The sequence below is a fragment of the Flavobacterium palustre genome (assembly GCF_014639535.1).
Taxonomy (GTDB): Bacteria; Bacteroidota; Bacteroidia; order Flavobacteriales; family Flavobacteriaceae; genus Flavobacterium; species Flavobacterium palustre.
The window spans coordinates 526,372-550,394 of the sequence record NZ_BMGA01000001.1; the positions used below are offsets into that span (position 1 = coordinate 526,372).

Below are 24,023 nucleotides of genomic sequence, written 5' to 3' on the forward strand. Positions count from 1 at the left end.
ATAATAAAAAATTGGTATTAAAGCATTTCTTTGTAAAAATTATTGTACGCATCAGCGAAAGAATCTTTAGGGACGTAAGATAGAAAAGGTTTTCCTGAAGTTTCAATAAATTTTGTTAAACTTGAACTCACATTTGGAGAAGCAACAATTACTCCGTCCGAATGCATGACAGTTGCTTTAATAATATTCTCATAATCAGGAGTCGAAAGCATGGCTACTTCCTCTTGTGGAACTCCGTCAAGCTTAACTTTGTTAATCATTTCAACATCCAGTGTACCGTCAAAAGACTGACCGTAAACCGAAGTCACAATCTTAGTATCCGAAAACAAAGCTTCATTTTTATAGAAATGCTTCATATAAACAGGCAACATGGCTGCCATCCAACCATGAACGTGAATAATATCAGGAACCCAGTTGAGTTTTTTTACTGTTTCGACAACTCCTTTTGCAAAAAAGATAGCACGTTCATCGTTATCCGGATATAGTTTTCCATCTTCATCGGCAAACGTAGCTTTTCTTTTAAAATATTCGTCATTATCAATAAAATACACCTGAATTCTTTCTTTAGGAATTGAAGCTACCTTAATAATCAAAGGCATATCTAAGTCATTTACTACCAAATTCATTCCAGATAGACGAATTACTTCATGCAATTGGTGACGTCTTTCGTTGATATTTCCATATCTTGGCATAAAAATTCGAATCTGTCCCCCTTGGTCGTTTACCATCTTAGGAACATCATAAGACATTAAAGAAACCTCATTTTCAGCCAGATAGGGCACCACTTCAGATGATACGTATAATATCCTCTTATCTTTCATATTGTAATTTACTTAGTTAAGTTGGTAATAAAAACCACGCAAAATTACAAAATTTTATGCAGTTATTAACTAATATATTATGTTTGCATTTAATTTTAATAAAATAACCATGCCTATTTTCTATGGAAAAGCCGCTTTAATCGATTTTTTAAATTCCATTAAAACGCCTCATTCCACTATTGGTTTTGTCCCTACCATGGGCGCTTTGCACCAAGGACATCTTTCGTTGATGCAGCAATCACTAGCAGAAAACAATACTACCGTAGTGAGTATATTTGTTAATCCTACCCAATTTAACAATCCGGAAGATTTAGAAAAATACCCCCGAACCTTAGAAGCAGACACTCTGAAAATTGCTCAGCTAGATTCAAATATAATTATCTACGCCCCAACGGTAGATGATATTTACGAAGGAAAAGTCGCATCACAGGATTTTGATTTTGACGGACTGGAAAACCAAATGGAAGGCAAATTCAGACCGGGACATTTTAACGGAGTGGGAACTATCGTAAAAAGATTGTTCGAAATTGTATCTCCGACCAACGCCTATTTTGGAGAAAAAGATTTCCAGCAATTGCAAATTGTCAAAAAAATGGTCAGTAAAAACCATTTGGAAGTAAACATTATTGGTTGCGATATCTATAGAGAAAAAAACGGACTGGCGATGAGCTCCCGAAACGAACGCTTATCAAAAACCGAAAGAGAAGAAGCCTCCATTATATACAAAACCCTGCTTGAAGCCAAAGAAAAATTCAAAACTCAAAGCTGCCAAGAAGTAAAAAACTGGGTTACAAAAGTCTTTGAATCCAACAGTAGCTTTGATTTGGAATATTTTGAAATTGCCGATGAAGAAACACTTCTTCCTTGTAGCGAACAATTAAAAAATAAAAATTATCGTGCATTTATAGCCGTTTTTGTTAATAATATCCGATTGATTGATACCATTTCGCTAAAATAATTTACTTTTGTGCCATGCAAATTCAAGTATTAAAATCAAAAATTCATCGGGTAAAAGTAACAGGAGCCGATTTAAATTACATTGGCAGTATTACCATCGATGAAACCTTATTAGAAGCATCTAATATTATTGAAGGAGAAAAAGTTTCTATTGTTAACATCAACAACGGAGAACGTTTTGACACCTACGCCATAAAAGGAGAAAGAAATTCTGGCGAAATCACTCTTAATGGCCCAGCGGCTAGAAAAGTACAAAGAGACGATATTATCATTATCATTTCTTATGCAACTATAGATTTCGAAGAAGCAAAGACTTTCCAACCTTGGATTATTTTCCCAAATGAAAATGACAATTCATTGACCTAAATCAGTATTTAAAAAACATACAATAATTGAAGCGTTTCCTAAAAGGAACGCTTCTTGTTTTTTAGGCTATATCTTACTTTGACTAAAAAGTAGTATCTTGCTGTTGCATTTAGAATTCTCATTTTAAAACTCTCAAATCATGAAACAAACACTACTTTTATTCTTCTTTACCATTTCATTATTTGCTCAAAAAACTACCGAATTAATTAAGTCGAATAAACTCGGAGAAACCAGAGAAATCAGCATCAGCCTGCCTGCTTCTTACGAAACCAATCCAACTAAAAGATATCCCATTCTATTATTATTAGACGGAGATTACTTATTTGATCCTTTTCAGGGAGCATTAAAATATGGGGAGTATTGGGACGACTTACCCGAAATAATCATCATAGGAATTAATCAAAAAAACAGCCGTATGAACGATTGTGCTTTTGACCCGACAGAAGGCACTCCAACCAAAAGAGCCGCTGCTTTTTACAATTTCATTGGCGAAGAACTCATTCCTTTTATTGATAAAAAATACCGCACGGCTCCTTTTAGAATTATTGCCGGACATGATACCACAGCAGGATTTTTAAATTTCTTTCTTTACAAAGAAAACTCTTTTTTTAACGCTTACATTTCACTCAGTCCGGAACTCGCTCCGGGAATGGAAAACCAAATTGCTACGAGTTTAAACAATACTAAAAAACCATTATTCTACTATCAGTCTTCGGCCGATGGCGATATCAAACAATTGCTTCTGCCTATAGAAGAACTGGACGGCAACTTAAAATCAGTCACAAATCCATTAGTCAATTATCAATACAATAAATTTACTAATGCTTCCCATTATTCCTTGGTTTTGTTTTCAGTACCTAATGCATTGTATCAAATTTTTGATAGCTACAAACCCATTTCTTCAACAGAATTTACCGAAAAAATCGCAATTTTGCCATCAGGCTACGTTGTTTATTTAATTAAAAAATACCAAAACACTACCGAAAAATTAGGCTTGCAAATGCCTATTCGAATCAACGATTTCAAAGCCATCGAAGCCGCCATTTTAAAAAACAAGGCTTACGATGAATTAGAACAATTAGCCCAGTTAGCCAATAAAAATTACCCAAAAACCATGCTTGCAGATTACGAATTAGGTTTGATGTATGAAAAAACCGGAGATACTAAAAAGGCTGCCACCAAATACCAACGCGCTTCGCAACTGGAAGAAATTGGTGATTTGACCAAAGAAATGATGTACAATAAGTACGATGATATGAAAAGTTTAAGTGTAAAATAATGTCGAAAATTAAAACATCTTTTTTCTGTCAGAGTTGCGGGACTTCCTATGCCAAATGGCAGGGACAATGCAACGCCTGTAAAGAATGGAATACCATTGCCGAAGAAATCATTCAAAAGCAAGACAAAGTTGCCTGGAAAAGCGAACCAACTTCCGCTAACAGAGCACCAAAACCCCTGAAAATTACCGAAATCGATTCTACCGAAGAAATCCGAATGGATACCACGGATACGGAATTAAATCGTGTATTGGGCGGAGGAATTGTTCCCGGCTCACTAACGCTTTTAGGCGGCGAACCCGGAATTGGAAAAAGTACATTGTTACTTCAAATTTCATTAAAGCTACCTTATAAAACCTTGTATGTTTCGGGCGAAGAAAGTCAGAAACAAATAAAAATGCGTGCCGAAAGAATTATACCTTCAAGCGATAATTGCTATATTCTGACAGAAACCAAAACGCAAAACATCTTTAAGCAAATTGAGACTATCGAGCCTGAAATAGTCATTATCGATTCCATTCAAACACTTCATACTGATTATATCGAATCGACTGCGGGAAGCATTTCTCAAATTAGAGAAACCACCGCTGAACTGATTAAGTTTGCAAAAGAAACCAATATTCCTGTCATCCTTATTGGTCATATTACCAAAGACGGAAACATTGCCGGACCCAAAATATTGGAACACATGGTGGATACGGTTTTACAATTTGAAGGCGACAGAAATCATGTTTATCGCATTTTACGCTCACTTAAAAACCGTTTTGGTTCAACGGCAGAAATTGGAATTTATGAAATGCTCGGCAGCGGATTAAGAGAAGTTTCCAATCCTTCAGAAATATTAATTTCGCACAAAGACGAAGAATTGTCAGGAACCGCCATTGCCACAACTTTAGAAGGAATGCGTCCGTTGATGATAGAAATTCAATCTTTGGTCAGTACCGCCGTTTATGGAACTCCGCAACGCAGCACCACTGGTTACAATGCCAAAAGACTGAATATGATTTTGGCAGTTTTAGAAAAAAGAGCCGGTTTCAGGCTTGGTGCCAAAGACGTTTTCCTGAACATTACAGGAGGAATTTCGGTTGATGATCCGGCAATTGATTTGGCAGTTGTTGCGGCTATTTTATCATCTAATGAAGATATTCCCGTAGATAAGGGATTCTGTTTTGCCGGTGAGGTCGGACTTTCAGGCGAAATCCGCCCCGTAAACCGTGTAGATCAGCGCATTCAGGAAGCCGAAAAATTAGGTTTCTCAACTATTTTTGTTTCTAAATACAATAAAATAGCCTTAAAAAATACGGGAATCAAAATTGAATTAGTTGCTAAAATTGAAGATGTGGCGAGTATGCTTTTTGGGTAAAAAAAAAATAGACTATAAAAAAATGACCGATATTGATTTTTCAGTATCGGTCATTTTTTTTTTACAATCTTTAAAAGGTCTCTCAACTAGTAAAGCACTTTTGTTGCAATTGTTTTGCCATTTTCAAGAACTAAGCTTACTAAAAGAAGTTGCTGACTAGAGAGCAAATTCTGGATCACAAAATCATTGGCAGATACATTTTCCTTTTGATAAATTATTTTTCCTGAAACGTCATAAATAATGATTTTCGAAATCAAATCTTCAGATGAACTTACTGTAATTTCATTATTATTCACTGAAACCATAATCGTTTTATCAACTTCATCAACCTGAGGTGTTTCAATCACTGGTTCCGGTTCAACAGCATTTTTATCTACATAACGCAATACAAAACGATTCTTAAATGTTCCTTTTACAGTACTGAAAGTATAAGCTCCTTTTTTAAGATCATGAAGGATATTTAAATCTTTATCTTCTAAAAAAACATTCTGTGAAGACAATACACCATCAGTATGATCGATACTGATTTGGAACTCACCCACTATAGTCGATTTATAACCTAAAGCCACGCTGTCTTGCTTTACAAAAGGTACCGCACGCCCCTGGATAGACAATTTTGTCCCCTGATTCACACTGTAAAAATCAACATACTGATTCCCATCATAACTCACACCATCAAAACCGCGATCGTAATCATTAGTCGCTCCGGCGATATAGCCTATTAACATTTGCTTATAAGCACCTTCTTTATTGGTTAAATTCAACCAAATTCGGCTTTTTTCGGTTTCAGCCGTAGCTTTAGCAGTTGTTTTGGAAGTACTACTCAATTTATAAAACTGTGAATTATCATAATTAGATTGTCCATCAGTATATCGCATAGCATTATTAAATACTACTGTCCCTCCGGTTGCAGTTGAAGGTGCAAAAAAACTTTGACCTGCTGCTATTTTACCTGTAGCGAGATTAACCCCTCCTGTTTTATTGTAAGTAACATAATCATTTGTGGTATAATTATAAATAGCATCTCCTGCAATGTCTTTACTTGGCGATGTATTATGAGTCCAAAAATAAAGTGTCCCTTCTAATGAAGTTGAATTTGCAGCTATAAACTTATCTGCATCAATAGCCGACGGATAAGGATTTCCTATCAGGTTTACTAAACTAGAGGGCACTTCATAAGAAACCAATCCGTTATTAGGTACTCCAACAAACTCCGGAGCTGTATCAACAGCAGGTACAGTAATACTAAATGTTTGCGGTGCTCTAATAATATAACCACGTCCCTTTTCCATTATAGCAGTTCCATTATATTCTATTTTCCATCCCGAAGTTGGACTATAGCTATAGTATTTATCAAAAAGCGTATTAGGAGATAATTTTTTTAAAGTTTGTGGATCTACTAAAGAAGTAACCGGCGAAGACCAATAGGTAAAATCATAACGTTTTACAAAGCCAGTATGGCGTTTGTAATTGATATTTCCAGAATTTACAGCGGCATCATTCATTTGAACTAAACTCGCATCATTTTCGAAAATCAATTTCGCATTTGGCTGAACCTCAACTCCATTTTCAATTTTTAATGTACGCCCTGATTTTATGGTAACAATAGTTGTTCCCGTAACCTGACAAGAACAGCCTTCGATATCAACATCATTTGCATTGGTGTAATCTGAAGCAAAAACTAATCTTTGATTAATTGTAGGGGCCCCATTTGACCAGGAACCTGACCAGGTATTTGTTTCAGGAGCAACAATAGTAACTGTTACAGTATTCGAAGTACAACTTCCATTGGTAACCGCAAAATAGTAAACCCCTGGCAAAAGATCGGTAATCAATTGGCTTCCACCACCAGTAATTACATAAGAATCATTACTATAACTTCCTGTTCGAGTAATAGTTCCGGATGCTGGTAAATTACTCAAAACTACGCTTCCTGTTGGTACTGTACAAGTTGGATTTGTTGGAGTTCCTGCTGTTGGGGTGGATGGTAAACTATTAACTGTATTGGTAATACCTGAACTAGTTGTTGTACAACCAGAAGTATTAGTAACTATAACATCAACTACCTGACCATTAGTTAATACTGTGGTAATATAAGTGGAGACCGCACCATTTTGAACACTTGAACCTCCAATTCTAAAATCATAATTTGTCCCTCCGGTAGCTGTAAAAGTCACTGAAGTACCGGAACAAAATGTATTATCAGCATCACTACTTGTCAAACCAGCTGTTGGTAAAGCATTAACTGTATTGGTAATACCTGAACTAGTTGCTGTACAACCAGAAGCATTAGTAACTATAACATCAACTACTTGCCCATTAGTTAAAACTGTGGTAGTATAAGTAGAGGACGTACCATTTTGAACACTTGAACCTCCAACTCTAAAATTATAATTTGTGCCCCCCGTAGCTGTAAAAATCACTGAAGTCCCAGTACAAAATGTATTATCGGTATCACTACTTGTCAAACCAGCAGATGGTAAATTATTAACTGTATTAGTAATCCCTAAACTAGTTGCTGTACAACCAGAAGCATTAGTAACTATAACATCAACTACTTGCCCATTAGTTAAAGCTGTGGTAGTATAAGTAGAGGACGTACTATTTTGAACACTTGAACCTCCAACTCTAAAATTATAATTTGTCCCTCCAGTAGCTGTAAAAGTAACTGAAGTACCGGAACAAAATGTATTATCGGCATCACTACTTGTCAAACCAGCAGATGGTAAAGCATTAACTGTTAAACTTTTTGTAACAGTATTAGAACAAGTCCCATTAGAAATCGTATAATTTACAGTTACAGTTCCCGCTGTCATACCTGTAACAACTCCTCCTGTAGTTATACTAGCTGTACCTGTACCATTCGTTATTGACCAAGTTCCACCAGATGTTGTATTTGTAAATGCTGATGTTGACGTATTAACACATACTGTTGTTGCTTCTCCTCCAATAGCTGCCACGGTAGGAAGAGAATTAACTGTTACTGCAACTCGACCATAAGCCTTTTTACTATCTGAAGTTCTTGTCATAACTACATTATACTCACCTCCACTTGAAGCAGTAGCAGTAAATGTTGGGTTTTGAGACGTACTTGTAAATGAATTAGGTCCAGTCCAGGAGTAAGTAAAAGTACCATTTGGTGGTGGTGTTGCCGTTAAATTAATTGAACTACCAACACAAACGGGAGAATTGGAATTTACTGAACCTGTACCTCCTAATGATTCTAAATCATCAAAACTAGAATTTGAATTTGCTTGACCATTACAAGTGGAAACTAATAAACCTCCTATGTAAATTCTATCAGATGCTGTACATTGATTTCCTCCATCAATATTTGCTCCAGAATTAATAGTAATAGTTGACCCCTCTGCAAGTGTAATTCTATCATTAGCTCCATTTTCAAACAAAATTGTAGCATTATTTTTAACAACAAAATTAATCTGCCCTAGACAACTTAAATCAAAGCCAGAATTAATTGTTAATACCGTAGTAGTTGTTCCATTTCCTATACTTATAACATTATAACCTGAAAATGTACTACAACTATAACTAGAAGCATTAACATTTCCTGTTATTGTATATGTTTGTGAAAATCCTTCAACAGAAAAAAACAAAACAATTAAAAATATAAAAAAAAATTTCTTAGGTAAAATTAGTCTCATAAAATATCTATTTGGAGCAGGCACAAGCCTTAAAACTTTAATTTTCAATCCATAAAAATGAATTATGAAGCAAGATTAAATGTAATTTCTTGTTCCAAAAACTAAAAACGTTCATGTACTTGTTTTCTCGTTGAAGTGCATATTTAACACTTGCAAACACCCTGTAAACAAAGGATTCAGAGAACAATCCACTGATTTCTCATCCTTCTTAAACATTCTATTCATCTAAAAAAAAATCCTGACTATTTTCATAATCAGGATAACGAGTTGAAATACTATTTTGGGGATGGCTCTACAATCAATAGACAATTTTTGCCACAATACTATCACTGTTTTCCAAAACTACTTTAACAAGCAATACCTGATGAGCCATATTCAGATTTTGGATTAAAACATCTTTAGCCGACACTTTCATTTTTTGGAAAATCATTGTTCCCGTGACATCATAAATCCTGATTTCTGCAATCAAATTATCTACTGAACTTACACTGATTACATTACTCAATACTGAAACAACAACTTCTTCATTATTAGAAACCGCTTCTATCGCCGCTTCTTTTTCAGCCTCATCATTAGCTGCATAACGCATTACAAAACGATTATTAAACTCTCCATTTTCGGTACTAAAAGTATAAGACATTTTTCTAAGATTATGTACTACTTTCAATTCTTTATCTTCTAAATAAAGCTGTTGATTGTCTAAAATTCCACTTGTGTGATCAATACTAATTTGGAACTCACCTTTAATTGTTGATTTATAACCTAAAAACACACTGTCTTGCTGTACAAAAGGCAAAGCGCGTCCTTGAATAGATAAATGTGCACCCTGATTCACACTATAAAAATCAACCATTTGATTTCCATCATAAATTACACCATCAAAACCTGCATCATAATGATTGGTAGCCCCTGTTATATATCCAATCAGCGTTTGTTTGAAAGCGCCTTCATTGTTGGTTAAATTCAACCAAACGTTATTTTTCTCTGTTACTGGAGCGGTTGCAGTCGGTTTAGAATTTCTGTTGAGTTTAAAAAACTGCGAATTATTTGTCCCCGAAGCTCCACCAGAAACCCGCATACTATTATTAAAAATCAATGTTCCTCCATTAGTACTTGACGGAGCAAAAAATCCCTGCCCCGCTGCAATTTTACCTGTTGGCACAAATCCTCCGGTAGCTGCAGCTTCTGCAGAAGAAACACGAGAACCAACTCCTCCTGTTCTGTTGTAAGTTGCATAATCATCAACAGAATAATTAGCTGCAAAAGAACCTGAGATGGTATTACTTGGTGCGGTATTATGTGTCCAAAAATAAAGTGTCCCTTCTAAAACAGCTGAATTTATATCTAAAAAAGTATCGGCATCAATAGCCGACGGATATGGATTTCCTAAAAGATAGGTTTTGCTTCCCGATAGCAATAAATTAAACGCACCATTATTAGGAACACCAATAAAAAGCGGATTATAATCAATTGTAGCTGTAGAAAGACTAAAATCCTGAGGTGCCCGCACTAAATATCCATTTCCCGGATCCATTACTTTAGCACCATGATAATAAATCGCCCAACCCGTATTGGGATTGTAACCATAATACTTATCATATAAAGTATTGGGTGATAGATTTTTCAATGTTTGTCCTGCAACCGGTGAAGACCAATACGTAAAATCGTATCTCCTTACAGGAGCAGTATAACGTTTATAGTTAATATTTCCTGTGTTTGCCGCAGCATCATTTACCTGAACCAAACTGGCATTGTTTTCGAAAGTTAAAATGCCATTAGTAACATCAACTGAATTAACCACCCGTAATGTATGAGCACTGTTTATAACTACATTTGCTCCATTGGTAAGCTCACAGGAACAGGCTTCTATATCTGAGGTTGAATTAAAATCTTCTTCGAAAACAATTCCTCTGGTCGTATCCGGAAGTCCATTGAGCCAGCTGACTCCATCCCAGATTGAAGTTTCACTAATTATTTGACAAGACGTTATTGGAGACAGACAATCTTTTTCATTCTTAATAATAACGTTATACGAACCTACAGCTAAACCAGACTTGACATTACTACTTTGATAAGTGACTCCGTTATCAAAACTATATTCATCGGTAATACTTTGTACAGTTACTGTAATAGTCCCCGTTTTTACTGAACATGTTGGCTGTGTAATAGTGATTACCGGAGTTGTCAACTGAGGTAAAAAAGTAATCTTACGTGTTCTGGTATAACTAGCTACATTACAATCAGCACCCGAAGCCTGAAAAGTAATATAAACTCGATATTCTGCGGATTCAGCCGGAGTTCCTCCGGTAATATTCAATGTAGCAGTCTTGGCTCCCGAATAAGCCCCTCCATCACTAATTTCATCCCAAACTCCAGAAGCAACTGATTTTTTCCACTGATAAGAAAGCACATTCGCAGGATAAGAAGTCGTAACAGTATAAGAATAATTAGTACTAAAACACTGCTTAACATTTGTACCACCGGAAACATTAGTAATTTCATTTACAGTAAGAGTTACTGCACTAGAAGTCACACTACAATTGCCATTAGATACAATTACCTGAAATTGTGTACCATCAGGATATTGGGCACTACTCACATTTTCAACGGTAATTTCGTTTGTCAAAGCATTTTTGGTTTTGTCTGTACCGTCTAAAATAGTTGTAAAACCTGAATCTGTAGGTCGCTTTCGTTGCCAGGTATATGTCAAACCAGAACCCGAAGCAATTACTTTAAATTTAACCGAAGCACCTTCGCAATCCAATTGATTAACAGGCTGAGTGGTTATAACTGGTGTCTCAATTACTGATACAGTCGTGGTAGCAGTAATAATTTTACTATCTGATGCTCTTTTCATCGCTACTGTATAAACACCGGCTGTAACAGGAGTTGTTGTAGCTGTCAAAGAATAATTGGCATTACTACTGTAAGTTGTTGCGCTGAGACCGGGACCAGACCAGGAATAAGTGTAAGTACCAACAGGAGGAGATGTTGCCGAAAGATTAATGGTATTTCCTGAGCAAACCGGCGTGTTGGAATTTGCACTTCCTGTCCCTCCAAAAGAAATTAAATCATCAAAACCCAGCAAACCGGCACTACCCTGACAGGCAGCTAATAAAACCCCGCCAATATAAACCCTGTCATTGCCTGTACAACCTCCGCCTGTACCGCCCGAAGGATATAAACTTCCTCCATTTACAAATACAATCGATGAACCCTCCGAAAGATACAACCGTTTATTTGCCACAGAAAAATCAAGTGTTGCATTATTAACAACCAACTGAACGACACCACATGTTGTCAAATCTAAATCGGCATCCATGGTCAAGGTTATAGGTGTCGTTCCGCTTCCTATAGTTATAGTACCATTACACGAACTTAAAACACCACTACCACAACTTAGAGAACCTGAATTAGTTGATGTAGTCAAACTGCACTGAGCTGACATATTGAAACAGAAGATTAAAAGGATGTAAACCAGAGCAATCCTGAGTAAAGTTATTCTCATAAATAAGATGATTAAAAAACACTTAATTCTCACAAAAAAGAAACCCTTTAAAGTAAAACATTAATAATCAGTACTTAAAACAAAATCGACAATCGGCAAATTTTACCGCTAACCGACCTTTTTTTACTCCTGTAAATTCATACGTGAAAAAAGCCGTAAACTGCAACAAAATATCGCTACATTTACCTGATACTAAATCCGGAATGCTATTATAAAATGAAAGAAGTGTTTACGATCAAAGAAGCCATTCATAAAATAGAACATTATTGCGCTTATCAGGAACGTTGTCACGAAGAAGTGGAACAAAAATTGCGTAGTATGAAAATGGATTCGGATGAAATCGACCAAATAATAACCCATCTCATTCAGGATAATTTTCTAAACGAAGAGCGCTTTGCCTGTAGTTTTGCCCGAGGAAAACACCGTATCAAACATTGGGGAAAAACCCGTATTACCAATGAATTAAAGTTCAGAGGCATTAATCAAACTTTGATTACTATTGCTTTGAAAGAAATCAGTTCCGAAGAATATTACAGCACTTTTGACACTCTGGCAAACAGGCATTGGGAATCCATTCAGGAAAAAAATTTACTCAAAAAACGAAAGAAATTTTGCGATTTTATGCTAAGACGCGGATTTGAGAGTAATCTTATTTATGACAAAGTCCGGGAATTAGAAAATACTGAATCATAAGAGTTATTTAACCATCCGGAATCAATTCGCTTTTTTTAACTAAAGACATCGCACACCAATTATCTAAGCAATTTAAACAACAACAGAATAACGGTGCTTTTGTAAAACTAATTTTAGATAGAAAAAGACCAATACTGAAAAACAATATTGGTCTTTTTTACTTCATATCTTAGATCGAAATGAATATCTAATTTGGAAAATTAAAAAATCAGCCCTTTATTTTTAGCAGCTTTTACAAGTTCTTCATCCTCTGCTCCTACTACATTCAGTAGCTCTTTAAGATTTAACTTTCTGGATTCAATAGCATTTAACGATATTGGAATAAATTGTGGCATATCATGAATTTGGGTTCCTTTGGACAAATGAAATAATATTTGCTTATCGAATAAATCAATCTCAATGGAATTATCATGAGACTCTAACATTGCCAAAATAGATTTACTGTAATAAATTTGATCTTTAATAACCTTATCAAATGCGTGCAATAATTCATCAAATGTTAAATCATTTTTTATTACCAAACCTCTTGGGTTTACATTATTAATCAGAGTTTTTAACTTTAAAAACTCTGTAAACATAGTGAGCATTATAATCTTACAATTTGGCATATATTCCAAAATCAACTTTGCCAAATCTTCGCCGGAATAAAGATTCATTGCCTCATAAGAAGGCATACTAATATCTAAAAAAGCAATATCGAAACTAACTTCAGGATTTGTAATCACGTGATAAGCCGACTCACAATCTTTAGCCTCTAAGATAGAAAATTCGTATCGATTAGGTTCATATCGGGTGATGGCATTTTTATAGCCTTGAATAATAAAAGGGTGATCATCAACAATTAAGATGTTCTTTTTGAGCTTTGCTTCAGCAGTTTCAATTGTCATTTATTATTAGGTATTTGTTGTTGTTTCTAACGGAATAATAACCGTAATTGTTGTACCTTCTCCTTTTTTAGATTTCACATGAAATTCTCCATTACATTCTTTAGCACGCGAAATCATATTTTGTAAACCAATCCCTTTTTTCTTCAAATTAACATTAAAACCAACTCCATCATCAACAATAGTTAATTCGATATTATTTCCCTGTTTTTTCAACTCCACTTTAACAGTTGTTGCATTGGCATACTTATTAATATTCTGCAATGATTCCTGAATAATCCGATATAAATTGATCTTTACTGAATTGACAGCCAAATCCCATTTTATATTTGAATCAATACTGGAAAACAATTTACAAGAAAATGTTTTTCGTTGTTCCTCAAAAAGATTATCAACGATTGCGACGAAGTTATTAATTAATTCTGATTTTTCTCTATTCAAATCATGTGAAATTTCACGAATATCCTGCTCAATATTTTTCAATTCAGACAAATAAGCATTTCGCTGATCAACAGCTAAATCATCGTTAAACTGATTCAAACCTTCTAAATTCATACGCACGCCAAACATTCTGCCTAAAACACCATCATGGAGTTCCTGAGCTACCCTTTTTTTCTCTTTTACCCTATTGGCTTCGATGGTATTTTGCTGGGAAATCATCAGGTTATAAATATCCTCATTGGCTTTTTGTTGCTGTTGTTTGTACAGCAACTCTCTGTTTTTAGTTTTTTGTGCTTTAATGATATACAAAAAGAGTCCCAAAATAGTCAAACCACTAAAGAAATAAACCAGATTCCGATTTTTAGTCTCTAAATCCGAATACTCTCCTTTAATCGTATCTGTTTCGTATTGTATGCGGGAAAATTTCTCTCCAATTTTACGTTCATATTGTTGCAATTCTTCATTAATACGAATATACTCTTTTGTATAACTCGAAGCGTTTTGAGGATCAACAGCCGTAATCTGTTTTAAAGAAAGCAAAGTCTCACGAGGCATATTCATCTTTCGAGCCAAAACAAGTGCTTCTTTTGCAAACTGTAAAGATTTTGCTTGATTATTCTTAGACTGATAATATTCTGAAAGATGTATTTTATTTACAGGGATTTCTGAATTAAGTTTTAAACTATCTCTTATTTTTAAAGACTGATAAAGCAAATCAGGCAACCCTTCATTCTCTCCCAATTTAAACTTTGAATAACCCAAATTATCCAAAAGCAATGCGTAAACACTAGGATCCTGATTATCCATTTTTTGCTGCTCAATTCCTTTTAAAAAATAATCACTTGCAACTTTGTAATTCTTTAATTTCACATAAACCAAGCCCAGATTCAAGTAAGAAATTGCCTTGGTTTGACTTATTCCTATTATTTGCATTTTATCAAGTACTTCCAATGCTTTTTTATGATATGAAATTGCATTTTCATACTCTCCCATACCATTATAAACCATACCTAACATATTATTGGCATCATAATTAATTTCATTTGCAACCTCATTTTCATCGTCTTTAATTATTCGAAGTCCCTTAAACACTTCTTTTTCACTCCCAATAAAATCACCTACTCTAAATAACAATTCCGCCTTATTGATAATTGTTCTTGCAAGCTGATAATTATCATTTAATGTAGCATAGATTTTTTCTGCCTTATAATAATACAAAAAAGCCGAATCAGAAATTGATTTTCGAAGATAATAATCGCCTAAATAACCATAAGCTTTAGCCATACTGATAGTATCACCAGCATTTTCAGAATTATTTAGAACTAAATTTACTGTCTTACTATATTCTTTCCAGTCACCAATATTATAATATCTGTTGGCTATTTTAAAAAGATCTACTCTATTAAGAGAATCATTCTTATGGCTAATCACAATATCATTAGCTTTCCTAATATACTCTAATCTTTTCTGTCTTGATAAATTAAAATCATTGGCTAAAGTAAAATAAACTGGAAGACTATCATTGGATGTTTGAATCAATTGATTATCTGTCTTTTTTTGAGTACATCCCAAAAAGACAGACAATAATATCCAAAAAGTTAATTTAACAGTATTTGTTTTCAATAGTAATTTTCAATTTGACCAAAAATACTAATTTTAAATTAGCTGTATAAAAAAAGCTACCATTTAGGTAGCTTTTTTATGATTTTAAATTCTATATTTAAAAAACTGATATATTTCTAATTAATTATCAGTTTTAATTTTTCTTGTTCCGCCTTCATCACCTGACGTAAAATTATCAGTTTTAATTTTTCTTGTTCCGCCTTCATCACTTGATGTAAAATTATCTGTTTTAATTTTTCTAGTTCCACCTTCGTCACTTGATATATAACTGTCTGTTTTAATTTTTCTTGTCCCTCCTTCATTAGTTGAAGAAGTTGTAAAAGATGTTAAGATCATCACTAAAGAGAAAAGTCCGATTGTTACGATAGATTTTTTCATGATTTGGGTTTTTTATGTTTTTATACTTTTTTACTTGTTTATTGAAATCGCTTTGTTGCTTTTTCTTGTAGTAAAATTATATAGCTTACCCGTATTTCTGTCGTGTTTTCAGGCGTTTATGGTAGAATGACATTGTTTGTGAGTGAATGAACCTCAAATCTTGGTGAATGGCTATTTTTTAAATTTCTAAATAATTCCCATTTGAAATTTCAGAAACAATAAGATCAATATTAGTCTTATCTGACTTAGAGAATGGTATTTTTAGCCGCGGAATTCTTGATATAGCAACTGTATTTCCGGTATGGATTCTGGAAATCAAACACTATTATAATAAAGCTATGGATATACTTTTTTAGATTTCTAAGTAATTTCCGTTTGATATTTCGGAAATAATAAGATCAATATTTGCTTTATAGGATTTAGAGAAAGGTAATTTTATTGCTGTGTTTTTAATGTAACACAATGCATTACCGGTGTGTATTCTGGAAATACAATTACTATTAACAATATAACTGTTATGAATACGAACAAAAGGATAAGGCAAAACTCCTTCAAAAAGCTTAAGCGTTTTAAAAGCCGTAACCATTTCACCATTGATTAAATGAATATCAGTCGAATTATTATCTGCCTGAAAATAAGCAATATCTCTGGTATCTATGTACCTATAATCACCATAAGATTTAACACACAATATAAGAGGTTCATGCTGAATTCCGAGAGTTTCAGCCCGAACCACACTTGGAACAATAATTTCATCTGGTTCAGCTTCTACTATTTTAGGAGTAACATATACAGGCTCCGCATAATCCGTTTTATTAGACTTTCCAATTTTCAACAACGATTTCACCATATCAAAGCGAGTAACCGGCTTGATAAAATAGTCCGACACTTCATATTGAATAGCTTCAAATGCTAATTCTTTTTTAGAAGTTGTCACAATAATTTTAGGAACTACATTTAAGTATCTATACAATTCACTTATAAGCGCCAACGATAAATTACTTTTTTTATCAGCAGGTTCAATTTCAAGAAAAATTAATTTTGGTTTGTGTTCCAGAATTAAATTAAGCCCTTCATCATAATTACTGGCAATACCCAAAAATATAAGCTCTGAAAAACCATCCGTGATAGTTTTCGTCTTTTGAGCACTTTCTTGATTATCATCAATTATGATGTATGAATAATTCATATATGGCAATTCCCAATGATTAGGCATAAATAGCTATAGCACTTGAAATATAAATACTTCAACCACTTATCAGAAAATTAATGAGGTAGTTTTGGGGAAACTATACTGAATATTTAGTAAAAAAAACCAATATTCTAGAATCTAAAAATACACATTTAAGTCATTCTTATAATTAGTTCACAATAGAAATCGATGAAGTGTTAATACTAATTGACAAAGGGTAAATAAATCCGATAAAGGACATTTGAAACTTTATTTTAGCAACAAATTATTACAACCATTTCCTACAAAACACTCTGTAAAACAAAAAAAAGGCCCACCAAAACGGTGAGCCTTTTGCTATTAAAGATGAAAAATGCTTACATTTTCATCAACCAGTTTCTCATTGAAACTTCGCTTTCTATAATTGATTTCAAATCGGCTATTTTAACACGATCCTGTTTCATTGTATCTCTATGGCGTATTGTCACCGTTTGATCTTCCACAGTTTGATGATCTACTGTAATACAAAATGGCGTACCTAATGCATCTTGCCTTCTGTAACGACGTCCCACAGCATCTTTCTCATCATAAGCTACATTAAAATCCCATTTTAAATCTGCAATAATTTGATGTGCAATTTCCGGCAATCCGTCTTTTTTAACCAATGGCAACACAGCTGCTTTTGTTGGAGCCAAAACCGCAGGTAATTTCAATACCGTTCTTGTAGAACCGTCTTCCAAAGTTTCTTCTTTTAAAGAAGTAGCAAAAACAGCTAAGAACATTCTGTCTAATCCAACAGATGTCTCCACCACATAAGGAACATAGTTCTCATTCAATTCAGGATCAAAATATTGCAATTTTCTACCAGAATATTGTTCGTGTGCTTTTAAATCAAAATCAGTACGAGAGTGAATTCCTTCTAATTCTTTAAAACCAAAAGGAAAATTAAATTCAATATCCGCTGCAGCATTGGCGTAGTGCGCTAATTTTTCATGGTCGTGGAAACGGTAATTTTCTCTTCCTAAACCTAAAGACAAATGCCATTTTAAACGCGCTTCTTTCCAGAATTCATAATGCTTCATTTCTTCTCCCGGACGTACAAAAAACTGCATTTCCATTTGTTCAAATTCACGCATACGGAAAATGAATTGTCTTGCAACAATCTCATTTCTGAACGCTTTACCCGTTTGAGCAATTCCAAAAGGAACCTTCATTCTTCCTGATTTTTGAACATTCAGGAAATTAACAAAAATCCCCTGAGCTGTTTCCGGACGCAAATACAAATCCATAGCCGAATCAGCAGAAGCACCTAATTTAGTACCAAACATCAAATTGAACTGTTTTACTTCAGTCCAGTTTCTGGAACCTGATTCCGGACAGGCAATTTCCAATTCCTCAATCAATGCTTTTACATCAGCCAAATCATCATTTCCTAAAGAACGAGCCATTCTTTCCAGAATTTCTCTTTCTTTAGCTTTATATTCAACTACTCTGGCATTTGTAGCAACAAATTCAGCTTCGTTGAAAGCATCTCCAAAACGGACTCTTGCTTTTTCGATTTCTTTAATTGCTTTTTGATTTAGCTTCTCAGCATAATCTTCAATTAAAACATCGGCTCTATATCGTTTTTTCGAATCTTTATTATCAATTAATGGATCGTTAAATGCATCTACGTGTCCTGAAGCTTTCCAGGTAGTTGGATGCATTAATATTGCGGCATCAAGACCTACAATATTATCGTTCATCTGAACCATTGCTTTCCACCAATATTCACGGATGTTCTTTTTTAACTCTACTCCGTTTTGTGCATAATCATAAACCGCACTTAAACCATCGTATACTTCGCTTGACGGAAAAATAAATCCGTACTCTTTTGCATGCGAAACTACATTCTTAAAAATATCTTCTTGTTTTGCCATAGTGGTGCAAAAATATAAAAAGTGAGTTTAAAAAAAAGAAAAAAATTAAAGTTTGAAGCATTGATTTTTATATTTTTAGAATAAAAAACACTTTGTATGTTTAAAAGCATCATTAATCTATTCTTCCCAAAAAGCTGTTCCGGTTGTGATGCTATTTTATTAGCTAACGAAAAAGTAATTTGCAGCATTTGCAGGCACAATATCCCGCTTACCAATCACCATTTATTAACAGAAAACGAAGCTTTCAAGAAATTTTACGGTCGAATTCCTGTCGAATATGCCTCAGCATTTCTTTATTTTCACAAAAAAGGGATAGTCCAAAAACTGATTCACAATTTAAAATACAAAGGTCACGAAGAAGTAGGAACACTTTTAGGCGAATGGTACACCGAAGATTTAAAAGAAATCATTTCCTCCTTAAAAGCCGACGAAATCATTCCCGTTCCATTACATCCTAAAAAGCACAAAGAAAGAGGCTATAATCAAGTGAGTACTTTTGGGAAATCACTTGCTGAAAAACTGGAACTTGATTATAATGAGACTATTTTATTTCGAAAAGTATATTCGAAAACCCAATCCAAGAAAAACCTATTAGGCAGAACAGAAGGAATTGAAACTATTTTTGACGTTCATTTTACCGAAAAAGACCACAACAAACATTTTATTATTATTGATGATGTCATGACAACAGGCGCCACACTTGAAGCCTGTTCACGCGCCTTATTAAAGATTCCGGGAGTCAAAATCAGCATCGTTTGCATGGCAATGGCTCAATCTTAATAAACTGAAAAAATAACAAAAAACCACATTATCTCATTTATTTAACGAACAAGAATTTCCAATTGCAAACTTAAATGTTTAATTTTGGATAAATTTTTTATAAATCCTTAAACAAAATATCATGGCTTTTGAATTACCGCAATTACCTTATGCGTATGACGCACTAGAACCACATATTGATGCTCGTACAATGGAAATCCACCACACAAAGCATCATAATGCTTACACTACTAACCTTAACGCTGCTATTGCCGGAACGGATATGGAAGGTAAAACAATCGAAAATATCCTGATTAATCTTGATATGGCTAATGCTGCCGTTCGTAACAATGGTGGAGGTTTTTACAACCACAATCTTTTTTGGACTGTTATGTCTCCTAACGGTGGCGGACAACCAACCGGAGAATTATTAGCTGCTATCGAAGCTGCTTTTGGATCATTTGAAGAATTCAAAGCTAAATTCAGCAAAGCCGGAGCAACACAATTTGGTTCAGGATGGGCTTGGTTATGTGTTCAAAAAGGTGGGAAATTAGATGTTTGCGGAACTCCAAACCAAGACAACCCATTAATGCCGGGTGTTGGATGCGGAGGAACTCCAATCTTAGGAATGGACGTTTGGGAGCACGCTTACTACTTAAACTACCAAAACAGAAGACCTGATTATATCGAAGCTTTCTTCAATGTAATCAACTGGACTGAAGTAGCTAAAAGATATGCTTTAGAAAAATAGTATTTTTAGATAAAAGAATACAGAAAATAGACAGATGACTTGAAAGTTGTTTGTCTATTTTTTTTATATCTATTCCATAGTAATTTTCTCTTTTTAAACTTTATTCTAATAAAAAAGACGAGCCAAATACAAAATTCGCTCGTCTCTCCTCTTTATTCTATTTTCTATTTTCTATTTTCTATTTTCTATTTTCTTCCTCACTTTATTCCAATAAAAAAGGTGGAATTGCTTCCACCTTTTTTGCCCCAAATCTACCATAAACTTAACCTACTAATATTATGGTATATCAAATTTATGGCGATAATAAATTGCACACAAACATTTAGGATAAACAACCTAAAAAACCGATAAATAACTCAATTTACCAATTAATAAGCTCTTGCGTCCTTACCTTCGTAAAAATTCATGAAAGCACGGTTTACCACCCTGTTTCCACCCGCTGTAGGATAATCTCCCGTAAAGTACCAATCCCCTAAATTCTTAGGACAAGCAACATGCAAATCTTCTACAGTTTGGAATATAATCTTAACCTCAGCTTTAATTTCAGGCGAACTTAACATTTCAGCGATTTTATCTGAAATCTCCTGATCTGAGAACGGCTCATAAATTGCAGAAACATAATTCACCACATCAGTATCCTTGTAATTCTCTTGTGCCTTACATTTAGCATACACTTCATCAACAATATGATACAGGTCTCTTTCTTTCAAAAGCTCAAGAGCCGCTCTAAAAGCAACTAAACCCTCTAATTTAGCCATATCAATTCCGTAGCAATCCGGATAACGAATTTGTGGTGCCGAAGAAACAATCACAATACGTTTTGGATTCAAACGATCCATCATTTTTATGATACTCTTTTTAAGAGTTGTACCCCTAACAATACTATCATCAATAATCACCAAATTATCCTCAGGCTTAATCACTCCGTAAGTCACATCATAAACGTGAGCCACTAAATCATCACGACTGTCATCAGCAGTAATAAAAGTTCTAAGTTTAGCATCTTTAATAGCTACTTTTTCAGTTCTGATTTTTACCGCCAGCAATTCCTGTAAAGTCTCAGCAGTTAAAGTATTTCTATTAGCTAAAATATAATTGTTCTTTCTTTGGTTTAAGAAATCCTGAGCCGCTTCAACCAATCCATAAAAAGAAGTTTCGGCAGTATTAGGAATATATGAAAACACCGTGTTATCAGTATCCTGATCGATAGCATCAAGAACCGCAGGCAAAATCAATTTCCCTAAATTCTTTCTTTCCTGATAAATTTCGGCATCACTTCCTCTTGAAAAATAGATTCGCTCAAAAGAACAAGCCTTTTTAACTGTTGGAGTTAAAATCTCTTTCATCGAAACCAATCCACTTTTCTTAATAATCAAAGCACTTCCCGGATCAATCTCTTTTACCTGATCAAATGGCACATTGAAAACCGTTTGGATCACAGGTCTTTCTGAAGCCACTACTACAACTTCATCATCCTGATAGTAATATGCCGGACGAATTCCCGCAGGATCCCTAAAAACAAAAGCATCACCATGCCCTAAAAGTCCTGCCATTGCATAACCTCCGTCTAAGTTTTTAGATGCTCTGGTTAAAATTCTGGCAATATCTAACCTTTCAGCAATTACAGGTGAAGCTTCTCGCTTATTATATCCTTCGTTTTTACATTCCTGGTACAAATCAGTTACTGCATTATCAAGGAAATGTCCTATTTTCTCCATCACTGTAACCGTATCTGCCATTTCTTTTGGATGCTGACCTAAATCGATAAGATTTTGAAAAAGCTCTTTAACATTAGTCATATTAAAATTCCCTGCCAAAATCAAATTTCGATGCATCCAGTTATTTTGACGCAAGAAAGGGTGTACACTTTCGATACTGTTTTTCCCAAAAGTACCATAACGAACGTGTCCTAAAAACAATTCCCCTATGTAAGGAATATTTGCTTTTTGCGCTGCCACATCATCCGCATATTCCGGATGATTTGTCATTTCATCATTAATTCGCTCATTAATTTGAGCAAACACATCCTGAATAGGTTGTGCCTGATTAGAACGCACTCTGCTAATATATCGCTCACCCGGCTCAACATCTAGTTTTATACTTGCAAAACCGGCGCCATCCTGCCCACGATTGTGCTGTTTCTCCATCATTAGATACATTTTTTGTATCCCATAAAAAGCAGAACCGTACTTTTCTTTGTAAAATTCAAGCGGTTTCAGTAGTCTAACTAAAGCTATTCCACATTCATGTTTTAAAGCATCGCTCATTGTAGTTGTATTTGTGTTGTTGTGTTATTCTATTTTATCAAACTTTATTGCTAAAGTTTACTTTGTTATTTTGGAATTACAAAATTCCATTTTTTTCACCTTTATATCCCTTAATCTAAATTAAGAAACCCGGTTAGTATTAGATATTGAACAAAAAAAGCCTCGTTTCCGAGGCTTCAAAGCATTATAATTCTATATCAAATTGTGTTAATGACTTAAATTGCTTTAATCGAGACACAACCTCTTGTTTATCCAAACTCACCATTCGTTCAGTTCCGAACTTCTCTACACAAAAAGAAGCTAAATTGGAACCATATATAATTGCGTTTTTCATGTTCTCAAAAGAAACATTTTCACTCTGAGCAATAAATCCTGCAAAACCTCCTGCAAAAGTATCTCCAGCTCCTGTTGGATCAAAGACTTCTTCTAAAGGAAGTGCCGGTGCAAAGAAAACCTGATTTCCATGAAACAACAAGGCTCCGTGTTCTCCCTTTTTAATCACCACAAATTCAGGCCCCATAGCATGAATTTTAGCAGCAGCTTTTACTAATGAATATTCTCCCGAAAGCTGTCTTGCTTCCTCATCATTAATAGTAATTACGTCTACACGCTTGATTACATCTAATAATTCAGGTAAAGCGCAGTCCATCCAAAAATTCATAGTATCTAAAACCACTAATTTTGGCTTCGATTCCAACTGATCTAAAACACTGCTTTGCACTAGAGGATGCAAGTTTCCTAACATCACCACATCGGCATTTTTATAATCTTCAGGGACTTTTGGCTGAAAATCCGCCAAAACGTTTAATTGTGTATCTAAGGTATCTCTTGAATTCAAGTCATTATGATAACGACCGCTCCAAAAAAATGTCTTCCCTCCGTTCACTACTTCAAGACCAGAAATATCGATATTTCTTTCTGTTAGTAAATCTAAATATTCCTGAGGAAAATCATCACCTACTACAGATACAATAGCTGATTGTAAGTTGAAAAAAGCCGCAGAAAGTCCTATGTAAGTTCCGGCTCCGCCTAAAATTTTATCGGTTTTACCGAAAGGAGTTTCAATTGCGTCGAAAGCGACTGTTCCAACAATCAATAATTTATTCATTTTATGAATTTCGAATTAAAGTGCAAAGATAGTTTATAAGTTACAATCTTGCAAAAGTTAAAATTGGCAAAATTA

The 24,023-nt window shown here is 34.5% G+C and carries 17 protein-coding genes; 7 read left to right on the forward strand and 10 right to left on the reverse strand.

Annotated elements, in window-relative coordinates; all coding sequences use genetic code 11:
• Positions 1–17: 17 nt before the first annotated feature.
• Positions 18–821 (reverse strand): glycogen/starch synthase, encoded by an 804-nt coding sequence (locus IEV84_RS02170; protein WP_188491974.1) that lies wholly within the window; start codon positions 819–821, stop codon positions 18–20.
• Positions 822–900: 79 nt separating this feature from the next.
• On the opposite strand from IEV84_RS02170, the gene panC reads away from it, so the two are divergent.
• From panC to radA, 4 genes are all read left to right on the forward strand, one after another.
• Positions 901–1,779, forward strand: coding sequence for a pantoate--beta-alanine ligase (gene panC, locus IEV84_RS02175; RefSeq protein ID WP_188491975.1), 879 nt, complete (start codon positions 901–903; stop codon positions 1,777–1,779).
• Between the two features lie 14 nt (positions 1,780–1,793).
• Complete coding sequence (gene panD, locus IEV84_RS02180; protein WP_128193109.1) at positions 1,794–2,144, forward strand: aspartate 1-decarboxylase; 351 nt, start codon at positions 1,794–1,796, stop codon at positions 2,142–2,144.
• Between the two features lie 139 nt (positions 2,145–2,283).
• Positions 2,284–3,423: an alpha/beta hydrolase gene (locus IEV84_RS02185; protein ID WP_188491976.1), complete on the forward strand. Its 1,140-nt coding sequence runs from the start codon at positions 2,284–2,286 to the stop codon at positions 3,421–3,423.
• Positions 3,423–4,784, forward strand: a complete 1,362-nt coding sequence (gene radA / locus IEV84_RS02190; protein WP_188491977.1) for a DNA repair protein RadA — start codon at positions 3,423–3,425, stop codon at positions 4,782–4,784. Before IEV84_RS02185 ends, radA begins: the two co-directional genes overlap by 1 nt.
• Positions 4,785–4,870: 86 nt before the next feature.
• Here the strand turns inward: radA and IEV84_RS02195 are convergent, their stop codons facing one another.
• Positions 4,871–8,446 carry a beta strand repeat-containing protein gene (locus tag IEV84_RS02195; RefSeq protein WP_188491978.1) on the reverse strand — a complete coding sequence of 1,192 codons (3,576 nt, stop codon included), beginning with the start codon at positions 8,444–8,446 and terminating at the stop codon, positions 4,871–4,873.
• A 298-nt stretch (positions 8,447–8,744) separates the two neighbouring features.
• Entirely contained in the window at positions 8,745–11,954 is a 3,210-nt protein-coding gene (locus IEV84_RS02200) for a RemA C-terminal-like gliding motility protein (protein WP_188491979.1), read from the reverse strand.
• Between the two features lie 216 nt (positions 11,955–12,170).
• Between IEV84_RS02200 and IEV84_RS02205 the strand changes: the two genes are divergently transcribed.
• Positions 12,171–12,647 (forward strand): regulatory protein RecX, encoded by a 477-nt coding sequence (locus tag IEV84_RS02205; protein WP_188491980.1) that lies wholly within the window; start codon positions 12,171–12,173, stop codon positions 12,645–12,647.
• A 200-nt stretch (positions 12,648–12,847) separates the two neighbouring features.
• On the opposite strand, the gene IEV84_RS02210 is transcribed toward IEV84_RS02205, so the two are convergent.
• The 5 genes from IEV84_RS02210 to IEV84_RS02230 all read right to left on the reverse strand — a co-directional run bounded on the left by IEV84_RS02210 (position 12,848) and on the right by IEV84_RS02230 (position 19,063).
• Positions 12,848–13,534, reverse strand: coding sequence for a response regulator (locus IEV84_RS02210; RefSeq protein WP_188491982.1), 687 nt, complete (start codon positions 13,532–13,534; stop codon positions 12,848–12,850).
• Positions 13,535–13,540: 6 nt separating this feature from the next.
• Positions 13,541–15,595 carry a tetratricopeptide repeat-containing sensor histidine kinase gene (locus IEV84_RS02215; RefSeq protein ID WP_188491984.1) on the reverse strand — a complete coding sequence of 685 codons (2,055 nt, stop codon included), beginning with the start codon at positions 15,593–15,595 and terminating at the stop codon, positions 13,541–13,543.
• A gap of 120 nt (positions 15,596–15,715) precedes the next feature.
• Positions 15,716–15,973: a hypothetical protein gene (locus IEV84_RS02220; RefSeq protein WP_188491986.1), complete on the reverse strand. Its 258-nt coding sequence runs from the start codon at positions 15,971–15,973 to the stop codon at positions 15,716–15,718.
• Positions 15,974–16,325: 352 nt separating this feature from the next.
• Entirely contained in the window at positions 16,326–17,189 is an 864-nt protein-coding gene (locus IEV84_RS02225; RefSeq protein ID WP_229732573.1) for a LytR/AlgR family response regulator transcription factor, read from the reverse strand.
• A 332-nt stretch (positions 17,190–17,521) separates the two neighbouring features.
• Entirely contained in the window at positions 17,522–19,063 is a 1,542-nt protein-coding gene (locus tag IEV84_RS02230; protein WP_188491988.1) for a glycine--tRNA ligase, read from the reverse strand.
• Positions 19,064–19,159: 96 nt separating this feature from the next.
• Here IEV84_RS02230 and IEV84_RS02235 point away from each other — a divergent pair, with 96 nt between their 5' ends.
• Positions 19,160–19,843 carry a ComF family protein gene (locus IEV84_RS02235; protein ID WP_188491990.1) on the forward strand — a complete coding sequence of 228 codons (684 nt, stop codon included), beginning with the start codon at positions 19,160–19,162 and terminating at the stop codon, positions 19,841–19,843.
• A gap of 121 nt (positions 19,844–19,964) precedes the next feature.
• A complete protein-coding gene (locus IEV84_RS02240) occupies positions 19,965–20,573 on the forward strand; it encodes a superoxide dismutase (protein WP_188491992.1) in 609 nt (202 codons plus the stop codon).
• Between the two features lie 368 nt (positions 20,574–20,941).
• On the opposite strand, the gene IEV84_RS02245 is transcribed toward IEV84_RS02240, so the two are convergent.
• Positions 20,942–22,840, reverse strand: coding sequence for an amidophosphoribosyltransferase (locus IEV84_RS02245; protein WP_188491994.1), 1,899 nt, complete (start codon positions 22,838–22,840; stop codon positions 20,942–20,944).
• A 184-nt stretch (positions 22,841–23,024) separates the two neighbouring features.
• The gene (locus tag IEV84_RS02250; RefSeq protein WP_188491996.1) at positions 23,025–23,948 is read right to left on the reverse strand and encodes a PfkB family carbohydrate kinase; all 924 of its coding nucleotides are present in this window, start codon (positions 23,946–23,948) and stop codon (positions 23,025–23,027) included.
• Between the last annotated feature and the right edge of the window lie 75 nt (positions 23,949–24,023).

What these genes read in the sequence shown, in the direction of transcription:
- IEV84_RS02200 (WP_188491979.1), bottom strand. Translation starts at nt 11,954, where the DNA reads ATGAGAATAACTTTACTCAGGATTGCTCTGGTTTACATCCTTTTAATC.
- IEV84_RS02230 (WP_188491988.1), bottom strand. Translation starts at nt 19,063, where the DNA reads ATGGCAAAACAAGAAGATATTTTTAAGAATGTAGTTTCGCATGCAAAA.
- IEV84_RS02205 (WP_188491980.1), top strand. Translation starts at nt 12,171, where the DNA reads ATGAAAGAAGTGTTTACGATCAAAGAAGCCATTCATAAAATAGAACAT.
- IEV84_RS02245 (WP_188491994.1), bottom strand. Translation starts at nt 22,840, where the DNA reads ATGAGCGATGCTTTAAAACATGAATGTGGAATAGCTTTAGTTAGACTA.
- IEV84_RS02185 (WP_188491976.1), top strand. Translation starts at nt 2,284, where the DNA reads ATGAAACAAACACTACTTTTATTCTTCTTTACCATTTCATTATTTGCT.
- IEV84_RS02235 (WP_188491990.1), top strand. Translation starts at nt 19,160, where the DNA reads ATGTTTAAAAGCATCATTAATCTATTCTTCCCAAAAAGCTGTTCCGGT.
- IEV84_RS02240 (WP_188491992.1), top strand. Translation starts at nt 19,965, where the DNA reads ATGGCTTTTGAATTACCGCAATTACCTTATGCGTATGACGCACTAGAA.
- IEV84_RS02220 (WP_188491986.1), bottom strand. Translation starts at nt 15,973, where the DNA reads ATGAAAAAATCTATCGTAACAATCGGACTTTTCTCTTTAGTGATGATC.
- IEV84_RS02225 (WP_229732573.1), bottom strand. Translation starts at nt 17,189, where the DNA reads ATGCCTAATCATTGGGAATTGCCATATATGAATTATTCATACATCATA.
- IEV84_RS02195 (WP_188491978.1), bottom strand. Translation starts at nt 8,446, where the DNA reads ATGAGACTAATTTTACCTAAGAAATTTTTTTTTATATTTTTAATTGTT.
- IEV84_RS02170 (WP_188491974.1), bottom strand. Translation starts at nt 821, where the DNA reads ATGAAAGATAAGAGGATATTATACGTATCATCTGAAGTGGTGCCCTAT.
- radA (WP_188491977.1), top strand. Translation starts at nt 3,423, where the DNA reads ATGTCGAAAATTAAAACATCTTTTTTCTGTCAGAGTTGCGGGACTTCC.
- panC (WP_188491975.1), top strand. Translation starts at nt 901, where the DNA reads ATGTTTGCATTTAATTTTAATAAAATAACCATGCCTATTTTCTATGGA.
- IEV84_RS02210 (WP_188491982.1), bottom strand. Translation starts at nt 13,534, where the DNA reads ATGACAATTGAAACTGCTGAAGCAAAGCTCAAAAAGAACATCTTAATT.
- panD (WP_128193109.1), top strand. Translation starts at nt 1,794, where the DNA reads ATGCAAATTCAAGTATTAAAATCAAAAATTCATCGGGTAAAAGTAACA.
- IEV84_RS02250 (WP_188491996.1), bottom strand. Translation starts at nt 23,948, where the DNA reads ATGAATAAATTATTGATTGTTGGAACAGTCGCTTTCGACGCAATTGAA.